Genomic DNA, 14,769 nt, shown 5'->3' with positions numbered 1-14,769 from the left:
GATTGTGCTTAAATCGAGTCCGTTTGCGCCACTGGCTGCAGCGAAGGTTGGAGAGAATAATGCGAGTGAGTTCCCGGCTGGTGTAATCAATGTCGTTCATGGTGATGCGGATGTGGGCGTTAACATCGTACAGCGAATGTACATGTGAGATTGAATGTAGGCTCTAACCTTGCGCTTTGTTTACTGATCTTTAAGAGTCAGTAGACAAGGCGTTTTTTTGTCAGATAAGTTTGACAGTAGCAACTTTTTAGAGAGAAAAATAACCCTTATCTGATGGAGGTGACCCTGAAGAAATAAAGAAGCCACTCCATTTTTTTGGAGTGGCTTGGTCTCAGCTATTATACGGTGAACGGCGGCTATTTTCTACCTAGTGTCTCCCAAATTCCATGGAGCCAGGAGTCGAACTCAGCATCTTTTTCGCCCTCGTAAGTATCATAGATATCCAGACGTGTCTTTTGCAGTTTTTCCTTAAATTGCTCGAATGTGTGCCCTTCAGGAAGGCTTTTTTTAATCCGTAGCAAAATTTTGTTAAGACCTTTGAACAGCTCACCTTTGTTTTTGGCAGGCATTTGTACATCTTCATCCAACTGCTTCAGCTTAAAATATGCGGCTTCACGCACCTGGAACACTTGATCATTTTTCAAAACATGCTGGAGCAACTTAATGGTAGGGGCTGTATCCCAGTTTCCCAATTCGTTCACCGCATTCAGTCTGTCTCTCCAGCTTGACGACCGGTTAGCCGCTCGTTTGAGCTCTTCAAAGTTCTCCGGTAGTTCGTTCACTGCTCCAATATCATGGTTGTTCGTCAAAATTCAATCTCCTTAATCATCGCCATCTCTGCAGGATGATGAATGTTATTTATGTGATCACTATTATAGCACGAACCTGACTAAACTACTCCTATGAAGCCGATTGGCTAGCCTTTTCCTTAATGATGTTCACCATACACACCCAACCAATTAGTCCACATAAGACAAAACCAAACGCATGCAGAGATCCGTAAATGGGAATGAAGTCGAGTATGGTTAAGGAATACATATTTTTCAGTAACGGATAGAAGATGGAAATGACAACAACCGTGTAAAAGGCTAGGCAAGAAAGGCCTAAGAAGAAGGCTGCCTTAATATCCAAAGCATTTTTCCTCAAGTAAGCAAAGAGATAAGCGGTATAAACCACAATATTACATGCGAACAAAGTGACACCAATGTACTCAATCGGCTTGGAGAAAATCATACCGAAAGCAATCAATATGGGTCCGATGATATCGATGGCAACAACCCAGGGATACCAGCTTTTTTTCGTCATGATCCGTCCCAGTGCGCCAATAAAAATCGGAACGATTGCAGATGAAAAATGAAAATGGACCGAGCTTAACGCGTGCGTTGCCGGATTAGCCTGGAAGAAGTCCAACTGATATTGATATAAGGTAAGCCATATGCCCCCGATAAAAAAATAAACGAGCCCCGCTCCAATCGCTACTTCCGCTGCTCTTCCTTTAGAAATCACAATAGTGATCAAGCCATAGATGCCAAGCAGTAGTGTAAACAGTAGCCACCCAAGGGAGAGAATCCCTGGTATTGCGGTGCTTTCTAATCCCCACATCTTACTGCTCATTACCGAGGCCAAGGTAAGAAGCGCAGCGGGAAATTGAAGCCATTTAATAGCAGCATAAATCCTTCGTTGATGTTTATTCCTTGCGTCAGGGTTCAAGAGTAAAATCACAAGAGGAACAATGACGAAAGCGGCAAAAAGTAGAAATTTTTCAACAAGTTCGAATTGAAAGTAATCAAGATAAAATATCAGAATGCTTATAATTGCACCGGGAAACGCGGGTGCTAATAATGATTTCATTAGTTGCTTCAAGGAACTATTCATGGTGTTTCCTTTCTAACCTACGTTTATCGTAATAACCGCCTGCACCCAGTTGTGTAGCGTTCTTTATTATAGATCGGCAATTCTTCTTTTTGTAGTCTAACACATATAATTGTCAATATATGAAAATAAGCATCTTACTGCGAGAAGGATCGTGTGAAAATAGTCTCTAGAGTCTTTCTCGACGAGAGCTCCAATGGAGGTACTTTACTATATTGATAAAAGGAGAATGGAGATGACCGCAATGTTAACCTTGAATTATACGAATGGAGACTTCATAGAAAAGATAGACACTGATGATATTGAGATCCTCTGTTTCATAGGCGGAGAAGCCACCGCACAAGAAGAAAAAAAGTAATCTAGGATAAAAGATCAGAGACGATGAAGGATGTCCACGTCTCTTTTTTCTGCGCTCAGAACTTGTAAATATTATTGAACATATTAAGAAATACAAGAGAATTTCCGATAATTAATATGCAGTTATATGTCATGAATCGACATATATCAACATTTTCTTAGAAAAGGTGATTTAATATATGTTTTCACCGTTCCAAAAGAAGAAGAGTAGACTTGAACAGCTATCGAGAGAGGACCTTCACGTGAGGAGGGACTTGGAAGAACCACAAAAGGAAGTATCGTTAGATTCAACTACTTCCGAAGCGAAGGAAGAGTCTTCAGATTCTGTTTTAAACAATAAGGCCCATATGGACAAAAGCTCACTTGATCTATTATTCGCCGTAGAGCAGATGATTAAGGAAAAACAGCATGTCGAAATGAGCCATAACGATGTACAGGATCGACTAAACCATGCGAATGGACAAAATGATCGCTTGAATAGAGATCTAAAGAACTTGGGCAAGGTCATTGAGGAACGGGAGAAGAGTATTTTGGAGCTGGAGCGGAAATTGGCCGATAAGAACCTGAAGGTTGATCAGATGCTGGAAGACTATCGGGAGCTCCAATCCAATATGTCTGGTCAGAATGAGGAGCTAAAAGGGGTCATTGAACTCGAACGCCAGAATTATGCCGGCCTGCTTCAGAAACACAATGAGATGATTACCGATAAGAATAAGAGAATCAGCGAGCTTGAGGAGAAGAATGTTCGATCTGAATCCGAGCTCACTCAAATGAAGCAGAAATTCGATACTCTTCGCCAGGAGAAAACACATCTGCTTAATGTGGTAAATGACTTTACGAACAGACTGACATCTCCGTTTGCATCGAACGCTGGAAAAACAGAAGAATCTCCAAACGATTAAGTCATGTCTGATCGGAAGAGAGGACGAGTGGTATGGAGTCATACATTACGCAGGTAATAGAGCTGTTATCGCTTGGGAAGACCTCGGATGGTGTATATCAACTCACGGTCGTCGTGACCCAAGAGGATAGGCAAGCTACATACGAATTGGTTATTGATGAGTTTACATATCTTGGACTTGAAGTGTTACAGCCAATCAACGGAGACAGAATCAGACTCTCTCCTTATGCCAAGTGGGATCCTTACCGAAATACCTTGTATAGTTCCATAATCAGATCCACAGATGTTTCCCGGGATATGCAGTATTTTGCGTGCAGTGAAGCATACATAGATGAAATAAAGCGGATCAGGAACCTTCCACCCGTAGTGATGGAAGATCGAGGGCAGGAAGACAGCGTAGAGGAACCCGCTCCGCAGCGGACGCACCTCCTGCGGCAATTCGCTGTACACATGCCTAAAATACTCGTTCTGTTTCTGTTCACTGCCGGCTTGCTGATTGTTCTATCTATCACTTCGAAAGGGAATGACAACTCTGCAGATACATTTAGCAGTCCCGTCGGAGTGGCGCAGGCAGAGGAAAAGACAGATGCTCCAAAATCAGCGGTGGATCCTGTATCTATAAGCAATACATACACGTCCAAAATCACCGATGCAGCTGCGAGAACGGAGCAATTGGTCGTATCTAAAGTATCGGATCGGTATAGTACCAACCAAGCCTCCATTGAAGTCATCGATATTGATGAAAAGGAGTCCTTCTTTGGTTTACCCAAGGGATATGTGGCTTTAACCTTTGATGATGGACCTTCCGCGCTTACGAAGCAGTTTGTGGACATTCTGACAGAACAGAAGGTAGCGGCAACTTTCCTATTCGTAGGGCAGAAGGTGGAACGCAATCGAGATGCTGTTATCTATGCGGGTGAACATGGAATGGCGATCGGAAATCATTCCTGGGATCACAGTTTGCTTCCGAATTCTACACCTCAGGATCAGAGCGAGAGCTTGTCGAAAACAAACAGCGTTATAGAATCACTGACGCATAATACGGTTACGTTGTTCCGACCACCATACGGTGCAATTAACAACGAACTTGTCTCCGAAGTCAAGAAGATGAATATGAAGACTCTCCTATGGAATCGGGATCCAGAGGACTGGAATGCGAAGAAACCGGAGGACATTATTCGATACTTTCACCAGGTGGAAGCTGCTGGGGGCGTATATGTGCTGCACGAGAACAAGAACACACTAGAAGCACTGCCCGCTATTCTGGAACATTTAAAAGAAAAGAACTTGAAGTTTGTCATCTTCCAATAAAATAGGCCAGCTTCCTTCTCTATCAATCTTTCAAAATTTTTACATCCATTTGATATAATTCGCGATTTTTATGACTAGATTTATGTTAAAATATCTCAGGATCAGAAATTGGAGAGGGGTTTTTTAACTCATGTCATGGAAAAAAGTTTTGGGGAAAAGCACCATTCGTGTGGCAACGACTGCACTATTACTTTCTCAACTATTCGGCGCGGTAGGATCTGTCTCTGCTGCAGGCACGGATGTAGAAGTACACTTAATCGGAATTAATGACCTGCATGGTCAGCTCGATACCACATCAATGGTTGGGGATAAAAAGGCAGGAACAGCTCCAATTCTAGCTACATATCTGAAAGAAGCTCAAGCCAAATATGAACACTCCCTCCTCTTCCATAATGGAGACTCTGTTGGTGCATCGGCGCCAGTTTCTTCTTTGGATCGGGATGAGCCTACGATGGAATGGATGAACATGATGGGCTTCGATGTAGGTTCTCTTGGCAACCATGAATTCGACCAAGGCATTGCTGCATTGAAAGCACAGATCTTTGGTGGATTAGATCCTAAAGAAGGCAAAGTGACTCATGCTGGAGCAAAATTTGATTATGTAAATGCAAATGTCATCGAGACTGCCACGGGCAAAACATTAATTAAGCCATATGTGATCAAAGAAGTGGGCGGCGTCAAAATCGGATTTATCGGATTGGTGACGAAATCTACACCGGCTAAAGTTTCACCATCGGGTACAGCAGGCGTGCGTTTCCTAAGTGCTGAGGAAGAAGTGGAAGCGGTTAATAAATATTCAAAAGAATTGCAAGATCAAGGTGTTGAAACGATCATCGTTCTGGCTCATGATCCAGCAACAACCAAAGAAGGTGTAACTACTGGAGAAGCCGCTGATTTGGCAAAAGCTCTGCCAGCAGACTCTCCTGTTGACGTAATCGTTGCAGGTGACAATCACGCTTTGGCTAACGGTGAAGTGAATGGAAAATTGATTGTTCAAGCTTACTCTTATGGTACGGCATTTGAAGATATTAAGTTGTTGATTGACCCTACGACTGGGGATGTAACTAAAAAATCTGCAACAGTGACAACAACTTTCCAAGAGGGTGTAAAAGAAGACCCTGAATCTTTGGCAATTATAAAGAAATCATTGGACAAGCATCCTGAGCTAACCAAGCCAGTAGGTACAACAGATGGTTCTGTTACTCGCACAGATGCCTACAATAACGAAGCACCTCTAGGAAATCTCATTGCAGATGCAATGCGTCAAGCGGATTTCGGGGATAACGCAAGCGAAGCTGACTTTGCATTTATGAACCCAGGTGGTATTCGTGCAGATCTGCCAGAAGGCGATGTGACATTTGCTGATCTTGCTAAAATCCAACCGTTTGGCAATACGCTAGTAAAACTGGAGCTGACAGGTGAGCAAATTCAAACCTTGTTGGAACAACAATGGGGAACCAATGCGGATGGTACGCCAAACACCAAAACACTACAAATCTCCGGTTTGAAATACACTGCAGATTTCAATAAGCCAGTTGCAGAACGTGTGACTAGTCTTAGCCTTGAAGATGGTACGGCTATTGATCCTGCCAAAACATATACAGCTGTAGTGAACAACTTTATGGCAGCAGGTGGAGATAACTATAAAGTACTGGTGGATGCTAAATCATCCCTGGCCGGCCCTATCGATCTGGATGTATTCTATCAATACATTGTAGATGCATATAAAGGCGGCACAATTCAGGCTAAAACAGAAGGACGCATTACGAACATTGCTGCACCTGCAGAGCAGCCAGAAACACCGGTAACAACAGAGTTCATTTCCCGTGCTGAATTTGTAAGTGCGCTAGTAGACATGTTGAAACTAAACGAAGTTGCTACAGCACCTGCATTCAAGGATGTGGCTGCTGACGCGGCATATGCAGATGCCATTGCTGAAGCTGCTCACGCTGGATTCATTCAAGGCTTTGGTGGCAACTTCAACCCTGACCGTAATATCACTCGTGAAGAAGCAGCGACTATTCTTGCTAAGTTGTTGAAAAATCCAGCTTCGGATAAAGATGCTGCAGCGATTATTGCTGGTTTCAAAGATGGTAAATCCGTATCTAACTATGCAGTTAAATCCTTGGCACAATTGATTGAGCAAGGTATTCTTGAAGCGGCAGAGAACAATTCACTCGAGCCGAAACAAGGTCTCTCCAATAACGATGCCAAAGCTCTCATTCAAAAAGCAGTTGCAGCAAAAGCTTCATAATATAGAACGTAATCAAACCATATTTTAAGACAGGAAGACACATCCTTTTTGGAAAATAGCTCTTCTCTAATGATAAACCTCGAATCTTCGAAAGGGTTTATCCAGGAGAGTACTATAACCCCAATGAGGATGTGTTTTTTATTTTGCTTATATGAACCGTTAGGTAGTCCAAGAGGTAAGATCACTTCAGAAATGCACTCCCTCAAGCCATAAATCCCCTAAATTCAACTTAAATGAATCACCTTTCTATTCAAGTAGATCCTCAAATATGCAGATGTTCTTGTTCAAGTTGTACTTGTTGAGATTTTGTAGAGACTCGTTTTTTAAACTAAACAAGAAAGAGTGGAAACTCGGACCAAAGTGCATCTTCACGAACCATCGATCTATGAGGGTGAAGAGGAGGAATCTCCGCAAGATCTCATTGAGGCAAGGTCTACTAGAATCATACATATAGAAGAGATTCATTAGGATAAATGTGATCAGGCTGGATCCTCCGTTGTTGATGGATTTTGGCAATTTAGCGAATGGAGGAGAAAGGGATCTTGAAACGACAGCGCAACATGGGAAAAGCAATACTCTCTTGCTTCTTGGCAATGATGCTTGTATTGCAGACGGTGGCATTTTCTGTCACGGCCTATGCGGATAGCGAACCAAGCGATTCTGGGGCCGCGGTTATTAGCGAAACCGATTCGCCGAGCACAGATGAGTCACCAGGTACTGACGAACCGTCTTCAGTAACCGAGGCAGTGTACGATCTGCCGAACGCTTCCTTAGCGGTGACGGCAGCTCCGACCGACAAAACGGTGGTATTCATGGATGCAAATGTAACCTTCCCACTGCAGGTAACGCAGGGAACGGTTGTTAGCCCCGGTGGTACGATCCAGGGCCGGCAGGCATTTACCCTTAAATCAGAGGGCCTCAAGGTTCCGGTTAAAGGGGATTATGCAAATACACCGGATGAGAATGATACAACCAAGTACATTCAGCAGGGTGATTCCATCGAGTTAAGACGGGATACCTACTTCAACGAAGTAGTACTGCCGACAGCTACTAAGCCGTTAATGGCAACAACCGATATGGGTGTGAAGCAGCTCGGTACTGCGTATTTCACCCCGGATAGCATCAAAATTGTGTTTGATGGTGATGATTGGTTTTTTAACGGTGTAGGACGAGGGGTTACCTTCGGCTTCGAAACCACTGCCAATTCGGATATCACAGGCATGAATTACGGTGATACGAAGCCTATCACGATTTTCGGGGGAGCGTATGAGTTAGTTAACCCGGATGTGACGGCAGCGTACAGCATCACTTTAGGCTCGCCTGGAATGGTTAGATGGGACCAGTATAGTTACCGGGGAATTCAACCAGCCCAATTGGTAGAGGGTGCAATTACCTGGGAGTCAACGGTATCCGCATTTGATCAGTTTGATAAAACAGTCCAATTACCGTTGGACGGGAAGATATTTTATACGAATCCCGCCGCATATAATACGGGCTTTGGTAACGTGCCCGGTATCTATATGGAAGGTTCGTTTAAAGTCAATGGCCAGGATGTAACTCCAGTCATTGGGGCCGACGGATCGCTAACTTACCTATTTCCGGAGGGAACAGGTCTGGATCCAAAGGTTGAATTTAAAACATGGATACCCAAGGAAGCTTATTATTACGAGTATCGCAATGCACCAAGTAATCTTGGTCGCAGCCACCGGGATATGCATGGCAAAGTAGAACTGAGACAGGACAGCACCATGCTGGTGCAGGCAAGTCAGGAGATTTCTTTTGCCCCTGACTGGATTCAAGCCAGTGCTTCCTATGACCATGCGAGTGAAACTATTACATGGAAGGTCACGGTTAACCAATATAACAAAAAAGGGTTAAAGGACTTTACGATTACAAATGTATTGCCTGCCGGGCTGGACTTTATATCAGCTGAATGGCAGACGTGGGTGGATAATACAGCATCTGGGGCACAACCCATCACACCGGATGCAAACAGCATGTATTCCTTTGGGGAGATCAACGGCAAAGTAGAACTAGTGATTAAGAGCAAGGTCACAAGCGGTTCCAGCTTCAGAATTGACCCACGTGCCAACTGGAATCTGGATACACCGAGCGGCATACAGAACAACGATGTCATAGCTGGTACAAGACCGAATGCAGTGACAGATGAGGCAATAGTCAACATCGGTGCACATACGTTTACCAAAACAGGCAACGTTTCAACCGAGGATTATAGCCTGGGTGGCGTTACCTGGACGGTCAATCTGGCGCCACAGTATAACCTGCCAGATGCAGTAGTATACGATGTGCTGGTACATGGCGGTGATTTGAACGTTCTGGACAATGCAGTGGATATAACTGGCGAAGTGAGCACAGAAACCATTGCCAAAATCAAAGCCAACGTTAACTCGTACCAGCTGTGGAAGCAGTATCATGAGGGATCCTTAAAAACGACTGCAGCCGGACTTACGACAAAGGTCATTCCTCTAACCATAGACGGTAAAGTGGTGGCAGATTTGATTAAGGTAACCGGATATACGGATATGGCTGCATCCTTCAGCTTCCGTTCACTGGAGACTAACCCGGATATCCTCTTCAGACAGAATATTGAATCCGGAAAAATGATTCGGAATCGGGCACTGCTGTTTGATGGAGATACCGTGAAAATGGCAGAAAATGCTGCTAATCTTCATCTGCGCATGCTGAACAAAGATATGCTCTTTGCATCGAAGCCATTGAAGACAGATGGCACACTTGAAAATGTAAGCCCGAATAACATTGGCAGCTATATTCGAAACGATAACAATGAAGCATGGACCATTTCCGGCTATGACAGGACAACCAAGACGGTCACATTCCGTTTAGGGGTCAACATGCCAGGATATAACACAGAAGAAATGGCTAAGGCTGGCGGCAATCGGGTCATTAGCAACATCAAGCTGGTGGACACACTGCCCGAGGGATGGGAGTTCGTTCCGTTTTCTGAAGATGAGGAGTTTGAGCTGTGGAAAGGATTTTCCGACAATGGATCAGGTACAGAATATGGTGTCCGCAATGATGCCAGAACACGTATCGAACCAGGAACAAGTGCTCATGTCGTCAGTTTCTCACATCAAGGAAACGAGGGGACGTTCACTTTCTCCAAGTTGGAGAGTCCATATGTCATTCTGGTAAAAGCAAGACCTTCCAATACCGCTCTGCAGAAGTATTTGGACGAGTATACCACCAGCGGCATCGATAAGCAGGTAATGTATAACCAAGCCGACCTCCATATGACATGGGGTGGTGTGGAGAAGGTTCTCACTGAACAGCGCAAAGTGATTGTACCGGTTCAGACCCTGGGCAAGTCAGTAACAAAGCCAGTTCCAGGTGTACTCGAATGGACAGTAAACTATACCCCTCCATTCAATATGGCACAGGGTGTATATTTGCAGGATACCATAGGTGCAGGTATGGATCTGCGCTATGAAGAAAATGGACAGCTTGTGCTAACAGCACCTAGTATGGCTGTGTATCAGGCTAAGCTGTCTGCCAGCGGAGCTCTGGAACGAGAGGGAGAAGCACTGGATCTTAGCGACCCGAATAGTGAAGTTCAGGTAGAAGCTGTCCCAGGTGCCGACGGCACAACGGTGCTAACATTTAATATGGATGACCCTAATCAGTTCTACCAGTTTGTCTACCAAACAGAGGTTGACCCTTCCAAAGCAAAAGCTGGCGATAAAATGGGCAACGAAGTAAAGCTGGTGGGTGATGATAAGCTGAAAACAGTCAGTGCCAGAAGTGAAAGTACGCTGGACAACTCAGACGTTGCTGGAAGTTCAAGCTCCAATGCGCTTCTGCCTCTGAGAAAGGTGGATCCCGACAACAATCCGCTACAAGGTGTAGAGTTTACACTGTATAAAAAAGACGGCGGAACCCAAGTTGCCAAAGGAACAACCGATAGCAGCGGAAAACTGAATCTGTTATTCCCGGATCCAGGATACTATGAGCTGAAGGAAACGTATATCGACACAACAACGTGGTTGCCGACTACAAAAATTTATCAGGTATATGTAGGCAATACGCCTGGAAAGCCCATCTGGGTAGATGGCGTGAAAGTAACCTCGGATAATCCGCTGGTTGTTCCTACACCAGCGCAAGGAAAGCTGACCATCACCAATAAGGTGGAAGGGAACGGCAGCGATCCTGCCAAGGATTTTGAATATACCGTAACTTTCGAGGGTGAAGGTAAGGACGGAGAGTATACCTATAAGAAGCCTGATAGTACGATTGGCACGATCAAGAACGGTGACAAGATTATCCTGAAGCATGGAGAATCTGTAACGCTCTCGGCATTGCCTGCAGGTCTGGTATACACTGTAACCGAGGCCGATTATACAACCGTTGACGGATACACGACTAACCCGGAAACGAGAGAGCTGACTGGTACAATTGTGAACAAAGGTGATCACAAGGCAGACTTCGTCAATGAACGAACCGTTAACAAGCTGACAGTCAGCAATACCGTCATGGGGAACGGTGGCGACAAGACGAAGGACTTCGAGTACACAGTCATTTTTGAGGGTACGGGTAAGGATGGAAGCTACTCCTACGTGAAGTCGGACGGCAGTACAGGTACGATCAAGTCCCTGGATATCTTCAAGCTTAAGCATGGAGAGACACTGGATATTTCCGATCTTCCAAAGGGTCTGAAGTACACAGTTACCCAGAAGGAATACACAGCCGATGACTACACGACCAATCCTGAGGAACGGGAACATACCGGAATCATGGATGGCCAAGATGAACTAGCTCCGTTCACCAACATTCGGGCGCTGAAGGGCGGCCTGCTCATCAGTAATACAGTTAAAGGCAATGACGATGACAAAAAGAAACTGTTCAAGTACACCCTTAACTTCACAGGAGAGGGCGAGAACGAAGCTTACACCTATGAAAAATCAGATGGAAGCAGCGGCACAATCAAGAACGGGGGAGACCTTTGAGCTTACAGACGGTCAGACACTTATTGTGCAAGGACTTCCAACGTATCTCGAGTATAAGGTGACTCAGGAAAATTACACGGAAGATGGTTATGTAACGAATCCTGAAAGTTTCGACCACACAGGCACTATTCCAGAGAAAAAACTGGCCGAAGCGCATTTTATCAATACTCGCCCATATCTGGAAGGCGTTCTGCGTAACAATAACACAGGAGAAGTTATTCCAAATGCACCTATTACGATAACGGACCTGAAGACCGGCAAGGAGATTCAAACGGAAACGAATGACAAGGGTGAATATGCGATCCCGGCCACAGCGGATACGGACTACACAATCACTTATACCAAGTGGTATCAGGTAGGCGGAAAAGATGTTCCTGTCGAGTTCACGCAAAAAGCGAATGTAGACGGCAGCGTGACGGACGAGACCATTCCGGCTGACATTACAGCTGTAGGGATCATTCTGTTTAAGCAGCTGGATGGAACAACAGAGCTATTCAGTGAGTCATTAACCAGTCAGATGTACATTTATTTGAAGGATATGGACGGCAAGTATGTTGAGGAGAACGGTCATCCCAAGGCGTTTCCTATGGCTTCGAACGGTACCTTCTCTGTGGAGGGGCTGAGCGAGCAGAAGTATACTATGGAAGTTCGCTATAAGGCTGAGACGGGGGAGGAACTGCTCTTTAAAGTGACACAGCTGAACGTGAAAGCGAACGGGGAGCTGAATATATCCGAGGCATTGGTCGATCCTTACGGTACGGTTTATGACGAAACGACAGGAGATGCGAGCACAGGTAAGAAAATTGAAGGAGCCAAAGTTACACTCTACTATGCCGATACGCAGCGTAATCGAGATAACGGCCGCATTCCGGGTACGAAAGTTACACTTCCTCCGGTTCCTAATTTTCCGCCTCATGACAACGCGAGCCCAGAGCAGTTGAGTGATGCCAACGGCTTCTACGCGTATATGGTGTTCCCTGAAGCAGATTATTACCTGATCGTAACCAAGGATGGATATGAAACGCACAGAAGCGGCACCATTTCTGTTGATTTTGACATTGTAAAATACGATGTCCCAATGAAACCGATCCGTTCCGGTGGCGGCACTGGTGGTAACGCTGGGAATGGGGACAGTGGAACGGGCAACAGCGGTAACAGCGGTACAGACAATGGCAGTAACGAAAACAACAATAATGGTAGCGGTGAAACCGACAACGGTAACAGCGAGACCGACAACGGTAGCAGCGAGACCGACAACGGTGGCAGCGAGACCGACAACGGTGGCAGTGAAACCGACAACGGTAGCAACGAGACCGACAACGGTGGCAGTGAAACCGACAACGGTAGCAACGAGACCGACAACGGTAGCAGCGAGACCGACAACGGTAGCAGCGAGACCGACAACGGTAGCAACGAGACCGACAACGGTGGCAGTGAAACCGATAACGGTAGCAACGAAACCGATAACGGCAACATCGGAACCGACAACAGCAGCAACGAAAGCAGCAATGTTGGTGACGAGCTGGACGAGGCTCCAAAAACCGGAGACAACAGTGTTTCGCCAATGTGGTATATGGTTCTGGCGCTGATGTCTTTGGTGACAATCGGACTCTGTCTACTCGGTAATAAGAAGAAGACGCACATGTAGTAGATTGGAAAGGCGGTAAGAAAGCAATGAGCAAAACAAAAAAAATGCTTATCGCCGTTTCCTCCCTTTTGTTGGTGTTTTCTCTCGTCAGTATGACAAGAATTTTTTTGCGTGATTTTACGGAGCAACAGAAAATTGAAGAGCTGACAGAGGTTTGGGAGGAAGGATCAAACCAAAAAGGAGGGGATGCAATCCCCTCCTTTTTGTCCAATAAGGCGAATAAGCAGGCCATGCTTCCCGAATTCCGGAATCTTTACCAGAGGAACTCGGACATTGTGGGCTGGCTGAAAATGGAAGGTACCCGGATTGAGTATCCGGTCATGCAGAATCCAAAGGATGCGGAGTATTATCTCAATCATGATTATGATAAAAGGGAAAATGCAGGCGGGCTTCCTTTTTTGGATAAGGATAGTCAGGCTGACACTTCGAACATTTTGCTGATTCATGGACACCACATGAAAAGCGGCTGGATGTTCAAAGACTTGATGAAATATAAGAACGAGAGCTTTTATAAGGAGCATGCCACGTTCCAATTCAGCACACTTTACGAGAGAGAAGAGTATGAGATTGTTGCCGTTATTCTGTCAGAGGTCTATCGTAAATCGGATGACGTTTTTAAATACTATCAGATTGGGGATATCAATACGCCCGCCGAGTTCGATTCCTATGTACAGAATATGAAGAAGCTTGCTCTCTATGATACAGGTGTAACAGCCCAGTATGGCGATAAGCTTGTTGTGCTGTCTACGTGCGAGTACTCGACTGAAAATGGAAGGCTGGCCGTGGTCGCGCGAAAGCGTTGAGGTGATGCTGTTACAAGAAACGATACAGGAAATTATACAAGAATTAAAACAGGAAATGATTCTGCTTCATATCGCGTTCTCCCTTAGGAGGACGCGTTTTTTTGTCGCAAAACGTTGAGTCTACTTATACCTTATAGTAGCTTTTCACCTCTTATTCAATAGAACGATAATCGGACAAACGTACTTTTTGTTTCTTGTCCACTTCTATACCTCACTAAAAGCAATCCTATTGCATTTAATAAAACTATCAATAATAAAAGGAGGTTTTGAGAATGGGAAATAGAAGACCTGGAGCTGGCTATGACCTTGTTCAGATATTTAACTCCACTCCGTATAATGCAGTTGGGAGAGTAGAGTATGCATCCATCTTTTGTGCTGACGACAATTATAGTGTTCAGCGTGATGAGACTTGGAGAGCATCTGGCCGAGGGGCCTGCCTGTTGACTAGAATAACGGCAACGGTTAGAACGCCGAGTGGAAATGTTGAAGCCGAACCGTATACTTCTTCGGGTACTTCATACAGCCAGTTCGCTATTATACAAGTCGGGGTAAATAGATTCCAAGTGACACGCGTAATAAGTGCTACTAAACGCCGTAAGAAATGAAGGAAACCGATTATGATTCGGGGATAGCACCAAAAT

Annotated in this window: 11 protein-coding genes; 9 read left to right on the top strand and 2 right to left on the bottom strand. The window is 45.0% G+C overall.

Annotated elements, in window-relative coordinates:
- The first annotated feature begins 4 nt into the window (after positions 1–4).
- On the top strand, positions 5–148 hold the full coding sequence (locus MHB82_RS29595) for a hypothetical protein (protein ID WP_341176549.1): 144 nt from the start codon (positions 5–7) through the stop codon (positions 146–148).
- Between the two features lie 208 nt (positions 149–356).
- Here MHB82_RS29595 and MHB82_RS29590 read toward each other — a convergent pair whose 3' ends face one another.
- The gene (locus tag MHB82_RS29590; RefSeq protein WP_110756553.1) at positions 357–809 is read right to left on the bottom strand and encodes a HEAT repeat domain-containing protein; all 453 of its coding nucleotides are present in this window, start codon (positions 807–809) and stop codon (positions 357–359) included.
- Positions 810–900: 91 nt separating this feature from the next.
- The gene (locus tag MHB82_RS29585) at positions 901–1,875 is read right to left on the bottom strand and encodes a YndJ family transporter (RefSeq protein WP_341176548.1); all 975 of its coding nucleotides are present in this window, start codon (positions 1,873–1,875) and stop codon (positions 901–903) included.
- Between the two features lie 232 nt (positions 1,876–2,107).
- On the opposite strand from MHB82_RS29585, the gene MHB82_RS29580 reads away from it, so the two are divergent.
- The 8 genes from MHB82_RS29580 to MHB82_RS29545 all read left to right on the top strand — a co-directional run bounded on the left by MHB82_RS29580 (position 2,108) and on the right by MHB82_RS29545 (position 14,733).
- On the top strand, positions 2,108–2,230 hold the full coding sequence (locus MHB82_RS29580) for a hypothetical protein (protein ID WP_258377557.1): 123 nt from the start codon (positions 2,108–2,110) through the stop codon (positions 2,228–2,230).
- A 253-nt stretch (positions 2,231–2,483) separates the two neighbouring features.
- Positions 2,484–3,131: a hypothetical protein gene (locus MHB82_RS29575; RefSeq protein WP_341176547.1), complete on the top strand. Its 648-nt coding sequence runs from the start codon at positions 2,484–2,486 to the stop codon at positions 3,129–3,131.
- A gap of 32 nt (positions 3,132–3,163) precedes the next feature.
- Positions 3,164–4,441, top strand: a complete 1,278-nt coding sequence (locus MHB82_RS29570; protein ID WP_341176546.1) for a polysaccharide deacetylase family protein — start codon at positions 3,164–3,166, stop codon at positions 4,439–4,441.
- Between the two features lie 130 nt (positions 4,442–4,571).
- Entirely contained in the window at positions 4,572–6,695 is a 2,124-nt protein-coding gene (locus MHB82_RS29565; RefSeq protein WP_341176545.1) for a bifunctional metallophosphatase/5'-nucleotidase, read from the top strand.
- 542 nt (positions 6,696–7,237) lie between these two features.
- Positions 7,238–11,677, top strand: a complete 4,440-nt coding sequence (locus MHB82_RS29560) for a DUF7601 domain-containing protein (RefSeq protein WP_341176544.1) — start codon at positions 7,238–7,240, stop codon at positions 11,675–11,677.
- Entirely contained in the window at positions 11,625–13,325 is a 1,701-nt protein-coding gene (locus MHB82_RS29555) for a DUF7601 domain-containing protein (RefSeq protein WP_341176543.1), read from the top strand. The genes MHB82_RS29560 and MHB82_RS29555 overlap by 53 nt, the downstream gene beginning before the upstream one ends.
- 26 nt (positions 13,326–13,351) lie before the next feature.
- The gene (locus MHB82_RS29550; protein WP_341176542.1) at positions 13,352–14,128 is read left to right on the top strand and encodes a class B sortase; all 777 of its coding nucleotides are present in this window, start codon (positions 13,352–13,354) and stop codon (positions 14,126–14,128) included.
- Positions 14,129–14,400: 272 nt separating this feature from the next.
- Positions 14,401–14,733 carry a hypothetical protein gene (locus MHB82_RS29545; protein WP_341176541.1) on the top strand — a complete coding sequence of 111 codons (333 nt, stop codon included), beginning with the start codon at positions 14,401–14,403 and terminating at the stop codon, positions 14,731–14,733.
- The last annotated feature ends 36 nt before the right edge of the window (positions 14,734–14,769 follow it).

Source organism: Paenibacillus sp. FSL K6-2862 (genome assembly GCF_038005125.1).
Taxonomy (GTDB): domain Bacteria; phylum Bacillota; class Bacilli; order Paenibacillales; family Paenibacillaceae; genus Paenibacillus; species Paenibacillus illinoisensis_A.
Note: the sequence above shows the minus strand (reverse complement) of the source record. Positions and strands in the feature narration are given on the sequence as shown.